Origin of the sequence: Streptomyces daqingensis, assembly GCF_014645895.1 — a bacterium.
GTDB lineage: Bacteria > Actinomycetota > Actinomycetes > Streptomycetales > Streptomycetaceae > Streptomyces > Streptomyces daqingensis.
On record NZ_BMMP01000002.1, the window covers coordinates 225,037 to 246,915 of the forward strand.

Here is a 21,879-nt window from a genome sequence, read left to right on the forward strand (position 1 = left end):
TCGCTCACCTCCAGGGGAGCAGCAAGGATCGGTGCCATTCGAGGAATGCGGGCAGAATGCTGCGGAGTACGCGGAATGCAGATATTCCACCTCGCAGTGTCCCGAGACGGATCAGTTCATGTCCGGGCGCGTCGACCACCACCCGTACGGCCGCAACGGGACGCCGCAGCGCCGCCACGGACGGACGGTTCTCCTCCCCCGCACTCGCTGCCGCCACCGCTCCCGTGACGGGCGTGGTCAGAGGCCCGGCCGTGAGCGTCGCCGAGCGCAGCGTGGCCGCCGACTCCATGTCGACGGCCACCGCCCCGCTCTCCGAGTGCAGCGCCGCACGGGCGGGGCCCCGCACCACGTGCGCCGACCCCGCCACGGGCCCCGTGTGGACGGTCCCGTAGGCGCTCAGGGCCTGGGCCAGCCGGCTCGTCCCGGTGCACTCCGTGCGCCCCGACGCGTCTCTCGTCTCCTCGGCCACGACGAGGTCGCCCGGATGCATGCCGGGGACGAGGCCCGCGCAGAAGCCCGTCGCGACCACCGCGGTGCCGCCCTCCTCGGCCTCACCGCGCAGGGCGGAGGCGACGGCCCGTCCGGCCGCCTCCGGCCCCATTCCCGTACGCAGCACCGTGACCGGTCCCGCCGCGGCGTCCGCGGCCGCAGCGGGGTGTCGCAGGGCGAACCGCTCGATGCCCAGCGCGCACGCGATCAGCAGCGGGAGCTGGTCGCCCGGGAGCGTCATCCGGCGTCCTGGCGCCCGACGCCCGCGCCGCCGGGACTGTGCAGATAACGTCCGAGTGCGGTGAGCGGGAAGACCATGCGGTACAGGTGGTAGTTGATCGAGAAGTCCCAGGGGAAGCCGGTGCCGGTGAAGTGCGGCTCGTCCCAGGAGCCGTCCTCCCGCTGGTTGTGGGCGAGCCAGCTGATCCCCCGCTCGACGGCCAGTGACTCCCGCTCGCCCGCCGCGAGCAGCGCCATCAGCGCCCACCCGGTCTGCGACGCCGTCGTGGTGCCGCGGCCCGCCCATCCGCCTTCGGGCAGGTAGGAGCGCAGGTCCTCGCCCCAGCCGCCATCCTCGTTCTGGACGCTCTCCAGCCAGCCCACGGCACGGCGGACCGCCGGATGCGAGACGGGCAGCCCCGCCGCGACGAGGGCCGGCACCACCGCCCCCGTGCCGTACACATAGTTGACGCCCCAGCGCCCGAACCAGGAGCCGTCCGCCTCCTGTTCGGCGAGCAGCCACTCGACTCCCCTCCGCACGCGGGGGTCGTCGCGGTGGCCCTCGTCGGCGAGCATCTCCACCACGTGGGCGGTGACGTCCGCGGACGGAGGGTCGATGACCTTGCCGAAGTCGCAGAAGGGCAGCCGGTCGGGGAAGGGGCTGTCGTTGTCGGCGTCGAACGCTCCCCAGGCGCCGTTGCGGGACTGCATGCCCAGCGTCCAGTCCACGGCGCGCCGCACGGCGGTGTCCACGCGGGCCTGATCGCGGTGGCGGACGCGGCGGAGCGCGAGGACGACCTCAGCCGTGTCGTCGGTGTCCGGGTAGTTGTCGTTGTGGAACTCGAACGCCCAGCCGCCGGGCCGCAGTCGGGGCCTGCGTACGGACCAGTCCCCCGGGCGCACCACCTGCTCCCCGAGCATCCAGTCGGCGGCTTTGACCAACGCCGGGTGGTCCGCGGGGAGTCCGGCGTCGGCGAGCGCGACGGTGGCGAGGCACGTGTCCCACACGGGCGACTGGCAGGCCTCCACCATGCGGCGCGTGCCGCCGCTGCCGTCCACACCGTCCCCGCCCGACGGTGCGTCGTCGTAGCGGACGGTGAAGCGGTCCAGGGACTCCAGTCCCGCTCGCATGACGGGGTGGTCCAGGTCGTATCCGAGCAGGTGGAGCGCGATCAGCGAGTAGACGGCCGGGGGCTGGATGCCGCCCCAGCAGCCGTCGTTCTCCTGACGCTCGACGATCCACCGCGCCGCGCTGCGCAGAGCCGCCCTGCGCAGCGGCACGGACGCGACTCTGCGGTAGGCGTGCATGACCCGGTCGAGGCGCTGGAAGAGGCCGTCCCAGCTCGCCCAACCGGCCATCCGCTGCGGCGGGTTGGGCAGCGAGGGGTCGCGGTGCAGCTCGTCCAGCGGGAAGGGCTGCGGACGTACGGGCCGCTTCGCGGACACGACCGTGAGCGGCACGATCGTCTGCCGCGCCCAGCAGGCGAAGTCGTAGATGTTGAGGGGGAACCACTTCGGGAAGTAGATGATCTCCGGGGGCAGTTCGGGGAGGTCTTCCCAGCGCCACCATCCGAAGAGCGCCAGCCAGATCCGCGTGAAGATCCGGGTCGAGGCGACGCCGCCGTGGTCCCGGATCCAGGCGGACGCCCGGGCCATGTGCTGCTCGCCGGGCGCGTCCCCCGCCAGCCGCAGCGCGACGTACGCCTCGACCGTGGTGGAAAGCTCGCCGGGCCCTCCGTGGAACGTCGCCCAGGTGCCGTCGGCGCGCTGCTGGGACCGGACGAACCGCGCCGCCTCCTCGGTGGTCCGCGCGTCGCGGATGCCGAGGAACTCGCGCAGCAGCAGATCCTCGGCGTCCATGGTGACGTTGGTCTCCAGATCCCCCTTCCACCAGCCCCGGGGGTCCTGCCTCGCGAGGAGGTTGTCGGCAGCGAGCCGGGCCGCACGCTCCGCCTGCGCAGCGAGCCCGTCGCCCTGCTGTCCCGGTCCCGGCGCGGGCTCCGCTGGGAGCAGGGCCGCACCGGTGCCGCCGTGTCCCTGGAGCCGTTTCGGAGGGGAGAGTGGGCGGGCCGCCGCGGCCCCTGTGCTGCCGTCGGTTGTCGCTGTCATCTCTTTCCCTTCCGAAGGGTCCGTCCGGGGAGAATGTTGTTGTTCCTGCCGCGTGCGGCCGCGGCCCGCGAGGACCACGGCCGCACGGTCACCGCCGGCGTACGACGACGAAGTCCGCCAGCGCCGTCAGTTGCTCGCGCACATGCGCCGGCATGTCGACGGGTTCGAGTGCGGCGAGAGCCGTGGCGTGCTGACGCTTGGCTTCCTGCGAGGTCCACTCGCGGGCCCCGGCCTCCTCGATGAGGGCGGCGCGCGCGGCGAACTCCGCCTCGTCGAAGTCCTCGAACTCGGCCTGGCTCTTCTTGGCGTCCGCCGCCATCAGCTGCGCCAGCTTCTCCGACGCGGGTTCGTCGGAGGCGAGAGCCGCCACCACGGGCAGGGACTTCTTGCGCTGGCGCAGGTCGCTCCACGTCTGCTTGCCGGTGGCCTCCGGGTCGCCCCAGATGCCCAGCAGGTCGTCGACCGCCTGGAAGGCCAGCCCGAGGTGGTAGCCGTAGGACTCCAGCGCGTCGGCGGTGCGGTCGTCCGCACCGCCCAGCACGGCCCCGATGGAGACGGCGCAGGCGAGCAGGGCACCCGTCTTGTTGCCCTCCATCTCCAGGCACTCCTCGACGGTGACGCGCTCGCGCTGCTCGTACGAGATGTCCTGCGCCTGCCCGTCGATGAGGTGGCGGCTCGCCCGCGTGAGGCGCCGCGTCGCGCGGCCCGCCTCGGCGGTGCCGGCCTCCAGGAGGATCTCGTTGGCGAGGGCGAAGAGGGCGTCGCCGACGAGTACGGCCTGCGCCGGGCCGTGCACCTTCCACACCGTGTCGCGGTGGCGGCGCTGCTCGTCGCCGTCCATCAAGTCGTCGTGCAGCAGCGAGAAGTTGTGCACCAGCTCGACGGCGACCGCGCCGGGCAGCCCCGTCTCCGGCGTGGCGCCCGCAACCTCGGCAGAGAGAAGGGCCAGTGCGGGGCGTACGGCCTTGCCGCCGTCAGCGTCGGACGGCCGGCCCTGCGCGTCGATCCACCCGAAGTGGTACGCCGCGACGGTGTCCATCGGCGGGGCCAGCCGGGCCACGGCCGAGCGCAGCACCGGGGTCGCGAGCCTGCGCCCCCGCTCCAGCAGAGCGCTGACGCTCGTGTCGTCGACGACGGTCTTCTGATTCGCCGTGGTCACGGGCTTTCCTCCGGGGTCTTCGCCGTTCGTCCTGGTGCCTGCGGCATCGAGGCTGGTCATGCCACCGCCCTTCCTTCGGTGCCGGGCACCGTTTCGCTGTCGTACGGACGGCCCATGGCGGCGAGGGCTTCCCGGGCGGCTGTCATGCCGCTCCGTACTGCGCCCTCCATGGTCGCTGGCCAGCCAGTATCGGTCCAAGCTCCGGCGAGGCAGACACCGGGAGCCCTTGTACGGGCTCCCGGGCGCAGCCGTCCCACCCCGGGGCGGGGATCGAACGTGGCCGTACGCTCCCGCGTCACGAAGAAGTCCCGCACGCGCGCGTCCCGTGCGGCGGGCAGCAGCCGCGCGAGTTCGGGGAGGCAGCGCTCGCGCAGCACGCCCACCGGCAGGTCGATCTCCTCGTGCGCCGCCGACTGTGAGACGGCGAGGTACTGGCCGCTGCTGATACCGGACGGGCCCGTGCGGTCGAAGACCCACTGGAGCGGTGAACCGAGCGCCGCGAAGAACGGGCGGCGCAGCACCCGGCGATCGTAGATCACGTGCAGGTTGACGATGGGCGCGGTACCGATGTCGAGAAGGCGCCTGCGGTCGGCCAGCGCCCCGTCGGGAAGCAGGTCGTGGGCTTCGCGCTGCGGCACGGCCAGGACGACGGCGTCGGCTTCGTGGTCCAGCGGCGGCGCCTGCCCGTGCACGACGCTCACACGCCAGCCGCCCTTCTCGGCCGCGGTGACGGAGCGCGCCCTGGACTGGGTGACCGTGCGGACGCCCGCCGCGACCAGGGCGGCGCGGGTCAGGGTGTCGTGCAGGTGGCCGAGCGGGACGCGGGCCAGGCCGATGTCGGCGGCGCCGGGCGCGGAGAGCAGGCCGGTCTTGAAGACCATGGCGGCCAGTCCCATGGAGGCGTCGCTTGCGCGGGCGTTGAGGGTCGCGGTCCCGACGAGGTCCCACAGCGCCCGGATCGCGCGGTCGCTCTGCCCCTGGCGGTGCAGCCAGGTCGCGAAGTCGACGCCGTCCAGGGCGGGATCGGCCGGGTCCAGCTTCCCCAGCGCCAGCGCGGCGCGGCAGGCCGCGAGCCGCTCCGCCGGGGAGAGGTGGCGGTAGGCGGCGAGGCTCCCGGCCAGGTGCAGGGGCACGGGCAGGGCGGCGCGGCTCAGCCGCCCCAGCCGGGGACGGTGGCGGGCGGCGTCCAGCACGGGCACGTCCAGCCGCCGCTGCAGCGGCGCGAGGTCACGAGCGCCGATCCGCTCCAGGAACCAGTTGTACGCGGTGCAGCAGCGCAGATGCACGTGCTGGCCGTTGTCGACGCTCAGCACGCCGTCGGAGGAGTCCCGCCGGAAGGAGAACGCGAGCCCGCCCAGGCGCGGCCGGGCTTCGAACAGCGTGGTCGCCACACCGGCACCGGCGAGCCGCAGCGCCGCGGTGGCGCCCGCGAGGCCTCCGCCGATCACGACGGCGCGGCGGGGCTCCCGCCCGCCGCCGTGCCCGGGTGCCGTCCCCATGTCCACTCCCCTCATGTGCGCGTGCTCCGCCGGGCGGCCTGCCGCGCGTCGACGCCGGAGAGGCCGCGCACGGCCACGTACGCCTTCTGCCTGCTCGGAAGCGAGACGCGACGGCGGAGGACCGCGTACGGATCGGCCGCGATGCGCTCCAGAAGCCGCTGGTAGATCCCGGCCATGGCTGCCACGCACGCGCCCGACCTGCGGTCGAGCAGGGGAAGCAGCCGGTAGCCGTGCCGGAAGAGGGCGCGGGCGCGCTGCACCTCATGCTGCATCAGTCCGCGGAAGTCACCTTCAGAAGGAACGTCCCTGCTGGGGAAATCGGGAGAGCAGCCGAACTTCTCCAGGTCCTCCGCGGGCAGGTAGGTGCGCCCGTTGTCGGCGTCCTCCCGCAGATCCCGGAGGATGTTGGTGAGTTGGAGTGCGAGGCCGAGCGTGTCCGCGTACTCCGGCGCCCGGGATCCCTCCCGCGCCCCCGGGAGGGTGCCGAAGACGCCCAGTGAGAGGCGTCCGATCGCCCCCGCCACGCAGCGGCAGTAGACCTCCAGCTCCTCCCAGGTGCCGTAGGTGGAACCGCGGACGTCCAGCAGCACGCCGTCGATGAGTTCGTCGAGGCCGCCGAGCGGCAGCGGGTAGCGGCGTGCCGCGTCACTGAGGGCCACGGCGACGGGGTCCGTGTCGTCCTCCCCGATCGCGTCCGACCGGATACGTTCCAGCAGCTCCCGGGTCGCCTCCAGCCGGGACTCCTTGACGGAGCGTTCGAGGGAGCCGTCGCCGATGTCGTCGACGCGTCGCGAGAACGCGTAGAGCGCGGACATCGCCCGCCGCTTCCCGGTCGGCAGCAGCCGGATGCCGTAGGCGAAGTTGCGGGCCTGCTGGCCCGTCACGGACTCGCAGTAGCTGTACGCGGCGGCCACCGCCGGCGGTACGTGCAGCACGGGCCGGACTCTCTCCACGGTCCGCTCACCCCTCTCTTCGCAAGGTTGCGGCCACCTCGCGCAGCAGACCGCGCGTGGTGGCTCGGGGAGGTCCTGGTAGTACGTCGTAACCGGCGCGGCCGATGGCCCGCAGCGCGGCACGCCCGCCGCCGGTGAACCCGGCCAGCAGCAGCTTCAGCCGCCCGTGGACGCTGGCCACGAGAGCGTCGCCCGACGAGAGCAGAGCACGGGCGCGTTCGGCCTCGACGGCGACCAGCGCGCGCACGGACGCGCCGGCCGTCGGCGCCCCGAGGTCCTCCTCCGTGACCTGGAAGCGGGCCATGTCCTCGGCGGGGAGGTAGATGCGGTCGCGGCGGAAGTCCTCGGCGACGTCCTGGAGGTGCTCGACGATCTGCAGGCCGGAGCAGACGTCGTCGGAGTAGCGGATGCGCTCCGGAGTGGCGGTGCCGGTGATGGCCAGCACGAGGTGGCCCACGGGGTTGGCCGACAGTTCGCAGTAGGCGAGCAGTTCGGCGTGGTCCGCGTAGCGGCGGACCTTCTGGTCCTGGCGGTTGGCCTCGATGAGCGCCAGGAAGGGCTCGGGGGTGAGGTCGCGGCGCCGCACGGTGGGCGCGAGCGCACGCAGCAGCGGGTGGCGGGGGCCGTCGGTGCCCGAGTCGAAGAGGCGGCGCAGATCGGCTTCGAACGCGTCGAGCATGGCGAGCCGGCCGGCGGGCTTGTCGCTCCCCCAGTCGGGGTCGAGTCCCAGGTAGTGCGCGTCGCGTCCGCCCGGAGCGAGGTCCCCGTCGCCGATGTCGTCGACAAGCCGGGCGTAGCCGTAGACGGACATCAGGTCCTCGCGCCATTGCCGCGGCAGAAATCTGGGAGCCACGGGGAAGTTCTCCCGAGTGGCCTTGGCGAGAACGGCACGCGCATGCGCGTCCGCCTCCGCGCTCACCACGTGCTGCCAGAAGCCATTGCCGTCACATCTCCGTTTCTACACCGCTGGAGAAAAACATCCTATTTCGGACACGCCGCATGGGCATGGCGAGGGCGGACGGCCGGGACGGCGGCCCGTAATGAAGCAGCAGGGCGCCCCGTAAAACGGCAGCGCAAAGCGCATTTACCGCTGCGCGGAGGGGCCTGTGCGGCCGTCACTCAACCCGTGCGCGGGCGCATTTCGGCAGCGGAATGAATGGCACTCAGGGCGCGGTGAATCCGGCAATCAGGAGGTCGAAGGCGCGCTCGGCGACTGCGTCGGTCTCATCCTCCGTCAGCTGCGAGAGCGGCCCGTCGAGGAAGAGCATGGCCAGCCCGTGGACGGTGGCCCAGGCGGTGAGCTCCGCGCCGGTGCGGCGGTACGGAGCCATGCCGCCGCTCTCGACGAGGGAGTCGAGGGCCTGGACGAGGATGCCGAAGGAGCGGAAGCCCCAGGTGTCCTCGTCGCCGGGCTCGATCGCGCCGTCGAGCGAGTTGACCGTGAGGGGGTCGCGGCAGAAGGCGACCCGGTAGAGGCCGGGCTCCTTGCGGGCGAAGGCGAGGTAGCCGCGCCCGATGGCGCGGACGCGCTCCTCGGCGGCGCGGGGGCCGGAGTCCGGGGGCGCGAGCGCGGCGGCCGCCTCCATCGACTCCGTCAGGCGCCGCTGCCCCAGCTCCTTGACCGCGTGCAGCAGGTCCCCCTGGCCGGCGAAGTGCCGGTATGCGGCCGTCGGGGAGACGCCGACGCGGCGGGCGGCGGCGCGCAGCACGATCGCCTCCGGGCCGCCGTCGCGGGCGAGCCCGGTCGCGGCGTCGATGAGCGCGTTGCGCAGGTCGCCGTGGTGGTAGGCGGTCTTCGGACCGCGGGCACGCCTGCCCCCGCCGGGTCCTTCCGCGGCCGCACCCGTCCCCGCACCGGTCTTCGCTCCCATGTCCGCCATACTTCCATCCTGCCCAATGTTGACAGCATTAACATCAACTGGAAGAGTCTAAGTTGACACCGTAAACATCGGTGCGCAGACCACTCTTCATGGGGGCAACCGTGCTACGAAGAATCGCGGAGCTGACGCTGCGCCGACCCCGGGCGCTGCTCGCGCTCAGCCTCATAGCGGTGCTGGCCATGGGGGCCGTCGGATTCGGCGCTTTCGGCAAGCTGCAGGCCGGCGGCTTCGAGGATCCGGACGCGCCGTCGAGCCGTGCGCAGAGCGTGATCGAGGAGAAGTTCGGCGGCGAGGACAACCTCGTACTGCTCGTGAGGCCCGACAGCGGCAGCCTGGAATCCGCAGCGGTGCGGGAAGCGGGCCGCGAACTGACCGAGGGCCTCGAGAAGGAGCCGGGGATCTCCCACGTCTCCTCCTACTGGGGGCGCGGCGGCGCCGCTCTCACCTCGGAGGACGGCACGCGGGCACTCGTACTGGCCCACGTGAAGGGGGACAGCACCGAGGTCGCCGACAGCGCCAAGGAGATCACCGACGAGTGGAGCGGTGACAGGGGCCCGCTGGAGGTACGGGCCGGCGGTGCCGCCGCCCTCAACAACGACATCTCCAGCCAGGTCTCGGCCGACCTGGCCGTCGCCGAGGCCATCGCCGTCCCGCTGACCCTGATTCTTCTCGTCATCGCCTTCGGCAGCTTCGTCGCTGCGCTGCTGCCGCTGGCCATCGGGCTGATAGCGGTGCTGGGCACCTTCGCCGAGCTGTACGTGCTCGGCAGCATGACCGACGTCTCGGTCTTCTCCGTCAACCTCACCACCGCGCTGGGGCTCGGGCTCGGCATCGACTACGGGCTGCTGATCGTCAGCCGGTTCCGCGAGCGCCTCGCCGACGGCGACACCGTGGCCGACGCCCTGCGGACCACCGTCACCACGGCCGGACGCACCATCGCCTTCTCCGCCGCGACGGTCGTGGCCGCGCTCGCCGCGCTGCTGCTGTTCCCGCCGTTCTTCCTGCGCTCGTTCGCCTACGCCGGGATCGGCGTCGTCGCCATCGCGGCGCTGGCCGCGCTGGTCGTCGTGCCGGCGCTGCTGGCCGTGCTCGGCCACCGCGTCAACAAGGGGCGCCTGCCCTGGGCGGACGCCGTGCGCCGGCCTGACGCACCGGTGTGGGGCAACCTCGCCCGCACCGTCATGCGCAGGCCCCTCCTGACCGCGCTTCCCGTTCTCGCGGTGCTGCTGCTGGCCGCGAGCCCGCTGCTGGGCGCACGGTTCGGAATGCCGGACGAGCGTGTCCTGCCCGAGGACGCCCAGAGCCGGCAGGTCAGTTCGGCGCTCGCGAAGGACTTCCCCGGCAGCTCCGCGGACGCCCTCCAGATCGTCACCACCTCGGCGGTGGCCGAGGACGAGCTCGACGGCTACGCCGCCCGCGTCTCGCGGCTCGACGGAGTCGAGCGCGTGCAGGCCAGCACCGGCATCTACGCGCAGGGGCAGTCCTCACCGCCCGGCCGGTCCGAGGCGGCCCTGGGACGTCCGGACGCGCAGCTGCTCACCGTCACACCCGACGGGAAGGCCGGTTCGGACGGCGCTCAGGACGTGGTGCGCGACATCAGGGAGATCCCGGCGCCCGGCAGCGGCGAGGCGCTGGTGGGCGGCCAGGACGCCCAGCTCGTCGACACCAAGGCGTCGATCGGCGACCGGCTGCCCGCGGCCGTCGGCATGGTCGTCGGCACCACCTTCGTGCTGCTGTTCCTCTTCACCGGGAGCGTCGTGCAGCCGCTGCGCGCGCTCCTGCTGAACACCGTGAGCCTGACCGCCTCGATCGGGGCGATGGTCTGGATCTTCCAGGACGGCCATCTCTCCTCGTTCCTCGGCTTCACCGAGATGCCGATGGACACCTCCATGACGGTGCTGATGTTCTGCATCGTCTTCGGCCTCTCCATGGACTACGAGGTCTTCGTCACCAGCCGGATCAAGGAGCTGCACGACGCGGGGGCCGGCAACACCGACGCCGTCACCCGCGGGCTCTCCCGCACCGGCCGCATCGTCACGATGGCCGCGGGGCTGCTCGCCGTCAGCTTCTTCGCCTTCGGCACGAGCGAGATCAGCTTCCTCCAGATGTTCGGCCTGGGAAGCGGCCTGGCGATCCTCATCGACGCGGTCGCCGTACGGGGCGTGCTGGTGCCCGCCGCGATGCGGCTGCTGGGGCGGGGAGCCTGGTACGCGCCGCGGCTGCTGCGGCGGCTGCACGCCAAGGTCGGGCTGGAGGAGTCGGCGCCAGCGGCGAAGCCGGAGCGGGAGCCGGAGCAGGCCGCGGCCGAGCGCACGCACGCAGGCGTCTGACGGCCACGTCACGCCCCGGGGGGGGCACACAGAGGAGCGGCTGATCCGGAACCTTCCGGGTCAGCCGCTCCTGAACTTCGTGCCGGGCTGCGGGGCTACTTGCCCGTGAACTTCTCGTACTCCTTGAGGACTTCCTCGGTGGGGCCGTCGTGGACGAGCTCGCCCTTCTCCAGCCACAGCGTCCGCTCGCAGGTGTCGCGGATCGACTTGTTGTTGTGGCTGACGAGGAAGACGGTGCCCGCCTCCTCACGGAGCTGCCGTACGCGCTTCTCGGAACGCCGCTGGAACTTCTTGTCGCCCGTCGCCAGCGCTTCGTCGATCATCAGCACGTCGTGGTTCTTGGCCGCCGCGATGGAGAAACGCAGCCGTGCCGCCATGCCCGAGGAGTAGGTGCGCATCGGCAGCGTGATGAAGTCGCCCTTCTCGTTGATGCCGGAGAAGTCGACGATGCTCTGATAGCGCTCGGCGACCTCCTCACGCGACAGGCCCATCGCCAACCCGCCCAGCACGACGTTGCGTTCACCGGTCAGGTCGTTCATCATCGCGGCGTTCACGCCGAGCAGCGACGGCTGGCCGTTGGTGTAGACGTGCCCGCTCTCCGCCGGCAGCAGCCCGGCGATGGCGCGCAGCAGCGTCGACTTGCCCGAGCCGTTGGAACCGATCAGCCCTATGGCCTGGCCGCGGTAGGCGGTGAAGCTGACGCCCTTGACCGCGTGCACCTCGCGTACGCCGCCGCCCGGCTTGCGGCGCACGATGCGGTTGAGGGCCGCCGTGGCGCTGCCCTTGCCCTTGGCGCCGCCGTACACGCGGTAGACGATGTGCAGGTCCTGCGCGATGACAGTCGGGATCCACGGCTTCTGCGCCGGAGGGCCGTCTGCCTGCTGGACGATCTCTGCCTTCTCCTGGGTTTCCTCAGCCACGGCCATAACGCTCCTCCGACTTCCAGAAGAAAACAAATCCTCCGATGCCCATCAGGAGTCCCCAGCCCAGCGCGAGCGCCCACACGTGCGGCGGAAGGGACGAGGCCGGGTAGCTGTCGATGACCGCGAACCGGATCAGGTCCATGTACACGGCAGCCGGGTTCGCCTGCAGGAGGTCGCCGAGCCACGGCTCCGCGCGGATCTTCGACAGCTGGTACGGCAGGAAGAACATCACGCCGGACGCGTACAGCCAGGTCCGTGTGATGAACGGCATGAGCTGCGCCAGGTCAGGGGTCTTGCTGCCCAGCCTCGCCATGATCAGGGCCAGTCCGGTGTTGAAGAGGAACTGGCAGGCGAGCGCCGGCAGGATCAGCAGCCACGAAAGGGACGGGTAGTTCCCGAACCCGATGAGGATGGCCACGAGCACGATCATCGAGAACAGCAGCTGCTGGAGCTGCTGCAGCGAGATCGAGATCGGCAGTGAGGCGCGCGGGAAGTGCAGTGCGCGGACCAGGCCCAGGTTGCCGGAGATCGCCCGGACGCCGTTCAGCACCGAGGTCTGGGTGAAGGTGAAGACGAAGACGCCGGTCACCAGGAACGGGATGTAGTTCCCCTGCCCCCCGGGGATGCCTTTGCGGCCCTCCATGATGACGCCGAAGATGAAGTAGTAGACGGCGGCGTTCAGCAGCGGGGTCACGACCTGCCACAGCTGACCCAGCTTCGCCTGGCTGTACTGCGCGGTGAGTTTCGCCCGTGAGAAGGCGAGGATGAAGTGCCGTCTGCCCCACAGCTGCTTCACGTACTGCGGCAGTGAGGGACGGGCCCCGCTCACCGTCAGGCCGTACTTGGCCGCGAGGTCGGCCGGGGACAGACTGTCGTCCGGTGAGGGCGGGGGCTTCACGCCCACCGCGCCGCCCTGCGTTGTCTCGGTCACGTTGGAAACTTTCGTCCTCACACGTGCGGGTGAACTGGAAGAAGATGATGCTGGAGACGAGCTTGTCAGATCACGGGCGGGCGACCTAGTCGGGTCAGCCGCCATACCGTACGCCACCGCATGGGCCTGCGAGTCCCGCACGGCGTCGTCCAGCCCTCCTTGAAACCGCCGAGCCAGGCGCGCAGCGCCGGCCCCGAAGGCCGGCGGGCCAGCGTCAGCAGCAGCCAGACGCCCAGGTAGACGGGGACGAGGGGAGCGGGCAGGTTCCGCCGGGCCAGCCAGACCCGGTTACGGGCAACCATACGGTGGTAGACCGCGTGCCTGCTGGGGGCGGTGGTGGGGTGGTGGAGCACCATGTCGGCGCGGTAGTCGATGGCCCAGCCCGCGTCGAGGGCACGCCAGGCGAGGTCGGTCTCCTCGTGGGCGTAGAAGAACTCGTCCGGCAGACCGCCGACTTCCGCGATGACCTTGGTGCGTACCGCGTTCGCGCCGCCCAGGAACGTGGTGACACGCGAAGAGCGCATCGGATCGGCGGCGCGCAGCCTGGGAACGTGGCGGCGCTGCGTCTCCCCCGTGTCCGGGTCGGCGATGCGGAAGCTGATGATGCCGAGCTTCGGGTCCGAGGCGAAGGCCTCGCGTACCAGCTCCGCGGTGTCCGTGCCGGGCAGGAGGCCGTCGTCGTCGAGGAAGAGCAGGGCGTCGACCTCGGACCCCGAGGGGCCGAACGCCTCGATGCCGACGTTGCGGCCTCCCGGGATGCCGAGGTTCTCCGGAAGCTCGACCGTCCGTACGCCTGCCGGCAGTTCCGGCAGCGGCGCGCCGTTGCCCACCACCACGATTTCGATGGTGTCGCCGTCCTGCTTGGCCACCGACTCCAGCAGCGCCCTCAGCTCCTCGGGCCGGTTGCCCATGGTGAGGATGACGGCGCCCAGCCTGGGCGTCCTCGCGGAACGCTCCGGCGTCTGCTGCGTCATGGGAGACCTCTCCGTCACTTGAGCCTGCTGGAGGCGAGGATGGACACCAGATGCAGCAGCGTCTGCACGAGGGCGATGCCGGCGAGCACGGCGACGCCGAGCCTGCTGAAGAAGAGGTCCCCTCTGACCTGGTCCAGCACCGCCAGGACCAGGATGAGCAGCGACGCCTCGATCCCGAGTATCAGCCGGTGGAACTTGAGCGCCGCGGCCGCCTTGCGTGCCAGCGCCATGCCGGACGAACGCGGTTCGCTCGCGGCCTCCTTCACGGGCGCCATCCCGCTCTGGTGGCGGGCCACACCGACCAGGTCCGTCTCGGCCTTGATCAGTACGGCGCCGAGCGCGGCGAGGGTGCCCAGGAACGCCCAGAGCCAGTCCACACGGCCGCCGCCCCACAGGTCCGCGGCGCGCAGGCCGAAGCCGACGAGTACGGCGGCGTCGCACAGGTAGGCGCCGACCCGGTCCAGGTAGACGCCGCCCAGCGAGTACTGCTTCTTCCAGCGGGCCAGCTCACCGTCCACGCAGTCGAGCAGCAGGTACAGCTGGACCGCGACGACGCCGAGCACCGCCCCGCCGATCCCCGGCACCAGCAGGGCCGGGGCGGCGAGGACTCCCGCGACGGTCATCAGATAGGTCAGCTGGTTGGGCGTGACCCGCGTGTTCACCAGGTGGCGGTCCACACGCAGCGAGATCTCGCGCATGTAGAGCCGCCCGGCCCAGTGCTCACCGCTCCGCCGGTCCTTCACCCCCTCGGGGTGAACGACCGGGCGGAGTTCAGCTACCGATGGTTTGTGCATAGTCGCGGTATGCGTCCCTGATCTGGTCGGCGGACAGGTCGAGGTGCTCAAGAATGGTGTACCGGCCGGGCCGGGTCTCCGGGGCGTACTCGACCACCTTGACGAACTCGTCCTCGTCGAAGCCGATTTCGCCGGGCAGGACGGGCAGGCCGTGGCGCCGGAGCACCTGGACCATCAGCGCCGACATCTCCCTGTCGCCGCGCAGGAACGTGGCGAACGCCGCACCGAGGCCGCACTGCTCGCCGTGGCTCGCGGCCCGCTTCGGGAAGAGCAGGTCGAAGGCGTGGTTGATCTCGTGGCAGGCGCCCGAGGCCGGCCGGCTGTCACCGGCGACCGACATCGAGATGCCCGTCATCACCAGCCCCTCGGCGAGGACTTGGAGGAAGGCGTCGTCGCCGACGCCGCCCGGGTGGCGCAGGACGGCCTCGCCGGCCTGGCGCGCCATCGCGGCCGCCAGGCCGTCGATGTCCTCGCCGCGCACCGTGTGCCCCAGCTCCCAGTCCCGGACTGCCGAGATGTTGGAGATGGCGTCGCCGATCCCGGAGCGCACGAAGCGGGCCGGAGCCTCACGGATGACGTCGAGGTCGATGACGACCGCGATGGGGTTCGGCACGCCGTACGAGCCGCGGCCCGCGTCGTTGTCGAGGGTGGCGACCGGCGAGCACAGGCCGTCGTGCGAGAGGTTCGTCGCCACCGCGACCAGCGGCAGCCCGATGCGCGCGGCGGCGAACTTCGCACAGTCGATGATCTTGCCGCCGCCGAGGCCGACGACGGCGTCGTAGCGCCCGGACTTCATGGCGTCCGCGAGCTTGATGGCGTCGTCGATGGTGCCGCCGCCGACCTCGTACCAGTCGGCGCTGGGGAGGGCGGGGGCGAAGCGCTCACGCAGGGCCGCGCCCGAACCGCCGCTGATGGCGAAGGCGAGCCTGCCGTTCGAGGAGATCCGCTGGTCGGCCAGCAGGCCCGCCAGGTCGTCCAGAGCGCCGCGGCTGATGTCGACGACGACGGGGGACGGAATGAGGCGGGTCAGTACCGGCATGCGATCTCCCTGCCCTTGGCGAGGTCCTCGTGGTTGTCGATCTCGACCCACTGGACGTCGCCGATCGGCGCGACGTCGATCTTGAAGCCGCGGTTGACGAGCTCCTGGTAGCCGTCCTCGTAGTAGAGCTGCGGGTCGCGCTCGAAGGTCGTCTTCAGCGCGTCGGCGAGCTCTTCGGCGGCCTCGGGCTCGATGAGGGTCAGGCCGATGTACTCGCCCGACGCGGTGGAGGGGTCCATCAGCTTGGTGATCTGCTGCACGCCCTTCTCGGGGTCGGTGACGACCTTCATCTCCTCCTCGTCCAGGTTCTTGACCGTGTCGAGGGCGAGGATGATCTTCTGGCCGTTGCCGCGCGCGTCCAGGAGGGTCTTCTCCACGGAGACGGGGTGGACGGTGTCGCCGTTGGCGAGCAGGGCGCCCTGCTTGATGACGTCGCGGGCGCACCACAGGGAGTAGGCGTTGTTCCACTCCTCGGCCTTGTCGTTGTCGACGAGGGTGAGCTTGACGCCGTGCTTCTGCTCCAGCTCCTCCTTGCGCTCGTACACGGCCTCCTTGCGGTAGCCGACGACGACGGCGACGTCGGTCAGGCCGACGGCGGCGAAGTTGGCGAGGGCGATGTCGAGGACGGTCTGCGACTCCTCGTCGCCCTCGGGGCCCACGGGGACGAGCGCCTTGGGGAGGGTGTCGGTGTAGGGGCGCAGACGCCGTCCGGCGCCGGCGGCCAGCACGAGGCCGATCATGCGGGTTCTCCTGTTTCGTCGTGTACGGCGGGTGCTTTGGAGGACACCCAGAATCGGATGCTCTCGGCGAGCACCACTGCCGCGATGACCGCGGCGAGCACGGTCAGCGCGATGGTGAAACCTTGTGACGGGGCATGGCCACGGCTGTCGCCGCCCAGCCAGAGGACTGCGGCGAGGGTGACGGCCAGGGACCTTCCTTCGTGGCCTCCGGTCGCACGCACAAGCCAGTTCGGAGGCGCGCCGGTGCCGCCGCGGATGCGGTACACCGTGTCGTAGTGATGGTAGGCGACCGCCGCGACCAGCCCGAACGCGGCGGGGAGCGCGCCGCTCGCCCCGTCCCGGGCGGCGAGGACGGCCAGGATGAGGACGAGCACGTATTCGGCTGTACGGAAGAGGGGCGGCACGAGCCAGTCCAGGGACCCCCGCATCGGGCCGGCGACGGCGAGCCCCGAGGTCAGCACGTAGAACAGCGCGGCCGCGGCCGTCCAGACGCTGCCCGCGGGTGTCCACAGCGCCGTGGCGAGCAGCACGAGCACGCCGAGCAGCGCGACGGCGGGGCGGGCGAGGCCGGGCAGCCGCAGACGGGCGCGTTCCGCGAGCGCGGCGCAGCCCTCCGCGAGCGGCCCGCTGTCCGCGAGGTCCGCCAGCGCGCGGGCGGCCCGGTCGGTGCGGTGCGCCTTGCGTGTCAGGGAGCGCAGCACCCGGCCGGCCGTGGTGTAGCAGGCGGCGAGGGCACAGCCGGCGAGGAGCACCACGAAGGTGATGCGGGGCGTCGTGCACGCTGTCAGCACAGCGATCAGGGCCCAGCGCTCACCGATCGGCAGGATGATCATCCGCCGCAGCCACACCGTCCAGCCGACCTTGTCGAGCTTGCTGGAGAGCGCGGCAGTGGGGCTGGTGTTGGCCTGGGCGTCGTGGTTGGCCTCGTTGAAGCTGAAGTCGACGACGTGCCTCGCCGTCTGCAGGACCATCGCGCCCAGCGCGAGCCCCCACACGTCCTCACCGCCGCGTGCGGCGCCGAGCGCGAGACCGGCGTAGTACGCGTACTCCTTGGCGCGGTCGAACGTGGCGTCGAGCCAGGCGCCGAGGGTGGAGTACTGCAGGTCGTACCGGGCGAGCTGCCCGTCGGTCGCGTCCAGGACGAACGAGGCGATCAGCAGCACGCCGGCCGCGACGAAGCCGGCCCGCTCCCCCGTCGCCGCGCACGCCGCCGCGATGAGGGCGGTGACCAGCGAGGCGGTCGTGACCTGGTTGGGGGTGAGGCCGCGGCGTGCGCACCAGCGCGCGATGTAGCGGGAGTAGGGGCTGACGCAGAAGGTGGTGAAGAAGCCGTCGCGGGACTTGACCGCGCTGCGCAGCCGTACGGCCTCGTCGTCGACACTGTCCACGTCGCCGCGGGCGGCGGCGCCGGCGTCCTCGCCTGCGGGGACCGTCGCGACGAGGGCACCGAGGTCGGGGCGGTGCACCGGCACGCCCTGGGCGTCGAGGGCGTCGGCGATCTCGTCGGGGACGGTGCGCAGGACGTGGGAGGGTTCCGTCACGGTCGTCTCACCGGAGACCGCCGCGATCCCGCCGGAGGCCGTGCCGGCTCGCCCGGCGGCCGCTTCCCCCGCGGCCGACGCCGTGCCGGACGGCCCGGGTCCGGCGGCGGAGCCGCTGAGCACGCGGGTCAGCGCCCCGCGGGACTGCGGCGCCACGGCGAGCACACCGGGTACGGCGCCCGCCGGGAAGCGCGGGTCGGTGAGGGCGAGACGCAGGCTGTGCCGGTGCCCCACGAAGCGGGGGTCGACGAGGGCGACGCGCTCCCCGGCGGGCACGGCCGCCACCTGTGCGGACACGTCGTCCTCGCCCGAGGCGACGCGCACGTCGAAGCCCAGCGATCGCAGGTCGTCCTCGAGCGGCGAACCGGCGACCGGCGTACCGGTGAGGATGGCGGTCGACAGTCGAACTCACTCCTTGGAAGCTGGCGCAGCGCGGCTTCCGGCCTTGGGCGCGGCCGGGCAGCGGTCAGGTGCGCCATCGCCCTCTTCGAGGGGCGGGCGGCACGTCCGGCAGAGGCTATCCGATCCAGTGAGCGAGCTTTCATCGCGCGTTCACCGTGCGGCTGTTGCCCTGCCGGGGGCACAGCATGGTCGATCATGAGCGGCCCGACAAATGCGGTCGCGGGGCGGCGGGCGGCGGCAGGCGGGCCCTCAGCCGGCTCACCGGTGAGATGCCGGCGCGGGCTCCGGCCCGCTCCCGCAGTGCTCGATCGTCGTCTTCGTAAGGGTGACTTCCCCCTTCTTTCCGCAGCGCACGACCGCTGCTCCAGCCCCGCGCCGGGCCTTGCGGGGGCCCGGCCTGCGGGCTCCGCCGGGGCGCCGCAGCCGCGGACGGGCCCGGCACGGCTGCGGATAGGCTGCCGATATGACGTGGTTGATCACAGGCGGGGCGGGATACATCGGGGCGCACGTGGTGCGGACGATGCTGGAGGCCGGTGAGCGCGTGGTCGTGCTGGACGACCTCACGGCGGGGGTTCCGGCGCGGCTGAAGGGGTCGCAACCGCAGCCGGCGCTCGTGCAGGGCACGGTCTCGGACCGGCGGCTGCTGGACCGGGTGCTGGAGGAACACCAGGTCACGGGGGTCCTCCACCTCGCCGCGCGCAAGCAGGTGGGCGAGTCCGTGGAGCGCCCGCTCCACTACTACAGGGAGAACGTGCACGGGCTGACCGTGCTCCTCGAAGCGGTGGTCGAAGCCGGGGTGCGGAGGTTCGTCTTCTCCTCGTCGGCCGCCGTCTACGGCACGCCGGACGTCGATCTCGTCACCGAGGAGACGCCGTGCCTGCCGATGAACCCCTACGGGGAGACGAAGCTCACCGGCGAATGGCTGGTGCGTGCCACCGGCCGGGCGGCCGGCATGGCGACGGCGTGCCTGCGCTACTTCAACGTGGCGGGCGCGGCCCGGCCCGAGCTGGCGGACACAGGCGTGTTCAACATCGTCCCGATGTTCTTCGACGCCCTCACGCGCGGCGAGGCCCCGCTGATCTTCGGGGACGACTATCCGACCCCGGACGGCACCTGCGTGCGGGACTACATCCACGTCCAGGACCTGGCCGAGGCCCATCTCGCGGCGGCTCGACGCCTGGAGACGGACGCCGGCGGGACCCGCGCGACGGAGCCGGCGGGGGAGGCGCCGGGGCGCGATCTCACGGTGAACATCGGCACCGGCAAGGGCGTGTCCGTTCGTGAGATGGCCGACCTCGTCGCCGACATCACCGGGAAACGCGAGCCCGCCGCCCGGGTCGCGCCCCGCCGCGCCGGGGACCCGGCGCGCGTCGTGGCCTCCGCGGAACTGGCGGCGAAGGAGCTCGGCTGGACGGCTCGGCACTCCATGCGCGACATGCTCACCTCGGCGTGGGAAGGCTGGTGCCTGCACCACCCCGAGGCCCGCTGAGCCGGCGCGGCCCCGCCGGTCCCGCCGCGCCGGCCGGGCCGCGGCCCCCGCTCTGACCTGCGTGGGCCCACCCGAACCCTCCCCTGACGCAAAAGCGCAGGTCACAGCAGATGACAACGGTGTTCAGCGTCGCGTTGCACCGACCCGTCCGGCGTAGTTGACTTGCCACCGTCAGGCGCTGTGCGCGGGACCGAGGGACGCAGGAGGCTTGCTGCGATGGGCGCTGGGCACGATCACGGAGGGCGGCCCCCGGAACCGGGCGGCACCGCTGCCGCCGCGTACCGCTCGCGGCTGCGTATCGCGCTCGGCATCACCCTCGGTGTGCTGCTCACACAGATCGTGGGCGGTCTGCTCGCCGACTCGCTGGCCCTGCTGGCCGACGCGGGGCACATGGCGACCGACGCGCTCGGCCTCGGCATGGCGCTGCTGGCCATCCACTTCGCCAACCGGCCCGCGACCGAGCGCCGCACCTTCGGCTTCGCCCGGGCGGAGATCCTCGCCGCGCTGGCCAACTGCGTGCTGCTGCTGGGCGTCGGCGGGTTCATCCTCTACGAGTCCGTAGAACGCTTCATCGACCCCGCGCCCACCGACGGCGGCCTCACCCTCGTCTTCGGCGCCATAGGCCTCGCGGCGAACAGCGTCTCGCTGGGGTTGCTGCTCCGCGGCCAGCGGGAGAGCATCAACGTGCGGGGCGCGTTCCTGGAGGTGCTGGCGGACGCACTGGGCTCGCTGGCCGTGCTGGTCTCGGCGGCGGTCGTGCTGTGGACGGGCTGGCTGCCCGCCGACCCGATCGCCTCCCTGGTCATCGGCGCGATGATCGTCCCGCGCACGCTCAGACTCGCGCGCGAGGCGCTGGACGTGCTGCTGGAGTCGGCCCCGCGGGACGTGGACCTCGCCGAGGTACGCGAGCACATCCTCTCCGTGGACGGCGTGACCGACCTGCACGACCTGCACGTGTGGACGATCACCTCCGGCATGCCGGTGCTCTCCGCGCACGTCGTCGTCGCGCAGGAGATGCTGGACTCCGTCGGCCAGGAACGCGTGCTGCACGACCTCCAGTGCTGCCTCGGCGACCACTTCGACGTGGAGCACTGCACGTTCCAGCTGGAGCCGCGCGGACATGCGGTCCACGAAGCGAAGTTGTGCCACTGACGTACGGCAAACTGGGCGCATTGCCGGAGAGTTCCTATTGAAGGATGGACATGGCGAACAGCACCGCGGCCCCGATCATGCTCGAACTGGTCGACGAGGACGGTAAGACGATCGGAACCGCGGAAAAGCTCTCCGCCCACGTCCCGCCGGGGCGGCTGCATCGCGCGTTCTCCGTCTTCCTCTTCGACGACTCGGGGCGGCTGCTGCTGCAGCGCCGCGCCCTGGGCAAGTACCACTCCCCGGGTGTGTGGTCCAACACGTGCTGCGGTCACCCGTACCCGGACGAGAAGCCCTTCGTGGCGTCGGCGCGGCGGGTGAGCGAGGAGCTGGGCGTGGCGCCGCAGCTGATGAGCGAGGCGGGGACCGTCCGGTACAACCATCCGGACCCGGCGTCGGGCCTGGTGGAGCAGGAGTACAACCACCTGTTCGTCGGGCTCGTGCGCGAGGTGCCTGAGCCCGACCCGGAGGAGGTCGCCGAGACGGCGTTCGTGACGGCGCAGGAGCTCAAGCGCCGGCACGGCGAAGATCCTTTCTCCACCTGGTTCATGACGGTGCTCGACGCGGCGCGCCCCGCGATCAACGAGCTCACAGGCGGTTCAGCGGGCTGGTGAGCCCGGCGGCGGGAAGACGCGGCAGCGGAAGCGCGGCCCAGATGATCTTCCCGCCCGTCCCCGTCTGTTCGACGTCGCAGAGCCCCCCGGCCTCCTGCGTGACCGTCTTCACCAGCAGCAGCCCCCTGCCGTGCAGGAGTTCGTGCTCGGGTTCGGCGTCCAGGGCCTTGGGCCTGTAGGGATGGCCGTCCTCCACGGCCACGCGGAGCCACCCCCGCTGCAGGCTCACCTCGACGCCGATCTCGGGTGAGAGCAGGGCGGCGTGCTGCACGGCGTTCGTTGCCAGCTCGGAGAGGATCAGCAGCAGGTTCCCCAGCGTGTCCTCGGGCACCACTCCCCGGCGCCGTACGAGATCCCGGACGGCGTGCCGCAGTTGGGGCACCGCCGAGTCCTGCGCGGGGGCCGTGAAACGCCAGGTCCCCTCGGGGGAGGAGCTCTCGCTCGTTTCCCGTACAGGCAGCGCGACCGGGGACTGTCCGCCCGTTCTAGGCGGATGACTCCCAGGGCTATCCATCTCCCGCACCCGCTCTCTCCCGAAGTGTTCTTGCAGATGTACGTGCATTCGGCGCGTGCATCGAGTGTTGGTATGCCAGAGGCCTGATCCCATGCACTGACCGCAAGTCGGCACTTATCGATGGCAATTGA

The 21,879-nt window shown here is 71.7% G+C and carries 19 protein-coding genes; 4 read left to right on the plus strand and 15 right to left on the minus strand.

The genetic code is table 11. The features are described 5' to 3' along the window. Positions 1–4: 4 nt before the first annotated feature. The 7 genes from IEY56_RS03380 to IEY56_RS03410 form a co-directional block, all read right to left on the minus strand. Entirely contained in the window at positions 5–730 is a 726-nt protein-coding gene (locus IEY56_RS03380; protein ID WP_189035530.1) for a phosphorylase family protein, read from the minus strand. After that, positions 727–2,817, minus strand: coding sequence for a squalene--hopene cyclase (gene shc / locus IEY56_RS03385; RefSeq protein ID WP_189035531.1), 2,091 nt, complete (start codon positions 2,815–2,817; stop codon positions 727–729). Before shc ends, IEY56_RS03380 begins: the two co-directional genes overlap by 4 nt. An 88-nt stretch (positions 2,818–2,905) precedes the next feature. Further along, the gene (locus IEY56_RS03390; protein ID WP_189035532.1) at positions 2,906–4,036 is read right to left on the minus strand and encodes a polyprenyl synthetase family protein; all 1,131 of its coding nucleotides are present in this window, start codon (positions 4,034–4,036) and stop codon (positions 2,906–2,908) included. Next, positions 4,033–5,475 carry a hydroxysqualene dehydroxylase HpnE gene (gene hpnE / locus IEY56_RS03395; RefSeq protein ID WP_189035533.1) on the minus strand — a complete coding sequence of 481 codons (1,443 nt, stop codon included), beginning with the start codon at positions 5,473–5,475 and terminating at the stop codon, positions 4,033–4,035. The genes IEY56_RS03390 and hpnE overlap by 4 nt, the downstream gene beginning before the upstream one ends. A gap of 11 nt (positions 5,476–5,486) precedes the next feature. After that, entirely contained in the window at positions 5,487–6,410 is a 924-nt protein-coding gene (gene hpnD / locus IEY56_RS03400) for a presqualene diphosphate synthase HpnD (protein WP_229711578.1), read from the minus strand. Positions 6,411–6,435: 25 nt separating this feature from the next. Continuing rightward, entirely contained in the window at positions 6,436–7,350 is a 915-nt protein-coding gene (gene hpnC / locus IEY56_RS03405; protein ID WP_189035535.1) for a squalene synthase HpnC, read from the minus strand. Between the two features lie 241 nt (positions 7,351–7,591). Then, on the minus strand, positions 7,592–8,308 hold the full coding sequence (locus IEY56_RS03410) for a TetR/AcrR family transcriptional regulator (RefSeq protein ID WP_229711579.1): 717 nt from the start codon (positions 8,306–8,308) through the stop codon (positions 7,592–7,594). Positions 8,309–8,409: 101 nt separating this feature from the next. Here IEY56_RS03410 and IEY56_RS03415 point away from each other — a divergent pair, with 101 nt between their 5' ends. Next, on the plus strand, positions 8,410–10,638 hold the full coding sequence (locus IEY56_RS03415; protein WP_189035536.1) for an MMPL family transporter: 2,229 nt from the start codon (positions 8,410–8,412) through the stop codon (positions 10,636–10,638). Between the two features lie 95 nt (positions 10,639–10,733). Here IEY56_RS03415 and IEY56_RS03420 read toward each other — a convergent pair whose 3' ends face one another. From IEY56_RS03420 to IEY56_RS03450, 7 genes are all read right to left on the minus strand, one after another. Further along, positions 10,734–11,564, minus strand: a complete 831-nt coding sequence (locus tag IEY56_RS03420; protein WP_045864588.1) for an ABC transporter ATP-binding protein — start codon at positions 11,562–11,564, stop codon at positions 10,734–10,736. Continuing rightward, positions 11,551–12,492: an ABC transporter permease gene (locus IEY56_RS03425; RefSeq protein WP_229711580.1), complete on the minus strand. Its 942-nt coding sequence runs from the start codon at positions 12,490–12,492 to the stop codon at positions 11,551–11,553. The genes IEY56_RS03420 and IEY56_RS03425 overlap by 14 nt, the downstream gene beginning before the upstream one ends. Positions 12,493–12,557: 65 nt before the next feature. After that, complete coding sequence (locus IEY56_RS03430) at positions 12,558–13,466, minus strand: glycosyltransferase family 2 protein (RefSeq protein ID WP_189035538.1); 909 nt, start codon at positions 13,464–13,466, stop codon at positions 12,558–12,560. A 14-nt stretch (positions 13,467–13,480) separates the two neighbouring features. Continuing rightward, positions 13,481–14,260: a CDP-alcohol phosphatidyltransferase family protein gene (locus tag IEY56_RS03435; protein ID WP_189035539.1), complete on the minus strand. Its 780-nt coding sequence runs from the start codon at positions 14,258–14,260 to the stop codon at positions 13,481–13,483. Further along, on the minus strand, positions 14,238–15,299 hold the full coding sequence (locus IEY56_RS03440) for an iron-containing alcohol dehydrogenase family protein (protein WP_189035540.1): 1,062 nt from the start codon (positions 15,297–15,299) through the stop codon (positions 14,238–14,240). Before IEY56_RS03440 ends, IEY56_RS03435 begins: the two co-directional genes overlap by 23 nt. After that, positions 15,287–16,039: a phosphocholine cytidylyltransferase family protein gene (locus tag IEY56_RS03445; RefSeq protein WP_189035541.1), complete on the minus strand. Its 753-nt coding sequence runs from the start codon at positions 16,037–16,039 to the stop codon at positions 15,287–15,289. The genes IEY56_RS03440 and IEY56_RS03445 overlap by 13 nt, the downstream gene beginning before the upstream one ends. After that, positions 16,036–17,982: a DUF5941 domain-containing protein gene (locus IEY56_RS03450; RefSeq protein WP_189035831.1), complete on the minus strand. Its 1,947-nt coding sequence runs from the start codon at positions 17,980–17,982 to the stop codon at positions 16,036–16,038. Before IEY56_RS03450 ends, IEY56_RS03445 begins: the two co-directional genes overlap by 4 nt. Positions 17,983–18,445: 463 nt before the next feature. Here IEY56_RS03450 and galE point away from each other — a divergent pair, with 463 nt between their 5' ends. The 3 genes from galE (at position 18,446) to idi (ending at position 21,234) form a co-directional block, all read left to right on the plus strand. After that, on the plus strand, positions 18,446–19,471 hold the full coding sequence (gene galE / locus IEY56_RS03455; protein WP_189035542.1) for a UDP-glucose 4-epimerase GalE: 1,026 nt from the start codon (positions 18,446–18,448) through the stop codon (positions 19,469–19,471). A 216-nt stretch (positions 19,472–19,687) separates the two neighbouring features. Further along, positions 19,688–20,623: a cation diffusion facilitator family transporter gene (locus tag IEY56_RS03460; RefSeq protein WP_189035543.1), complete on the plus strand. Its 936-nt coding sequence runs from the start codon at positions 19,688–19,690 to the stop codon at positions 20,621–20,623. Positions 20,624–20,673: 50 nt separating this feature from the next. Continuing rightward, positions 20,674–21,234 (plus strand): isopentenyl-diphosphate Delta-isomerase, encoded by a 561-nt coding sequence (gene idi, locus IEY56_RS03465; RefSeq protein WP_189035544.1) that lies wholly within the window; start codon positions 20,674–20,676, stop codon positions 21,232–21,234. On the opposite strand, the gene IEY56_RS03470 is transcribed toward idi, so the two are convergent. Then, complete coding sequence (locus IEY56_RS03470) at positions 21,209–21,748, minus strand: ATP-binding protein (RefSeq protein WP_189035545.1); 540 nt, start codon at positions 21,746–21,748, stop codon at positions 21,209–21,211. The two genes, idi and IEY56_RS03470, sit on opposite strands and share 26 nt — an antisense overlap. Between the last annotated feature and the right edge of the window lie 131 nt (positions 21,749–21,879).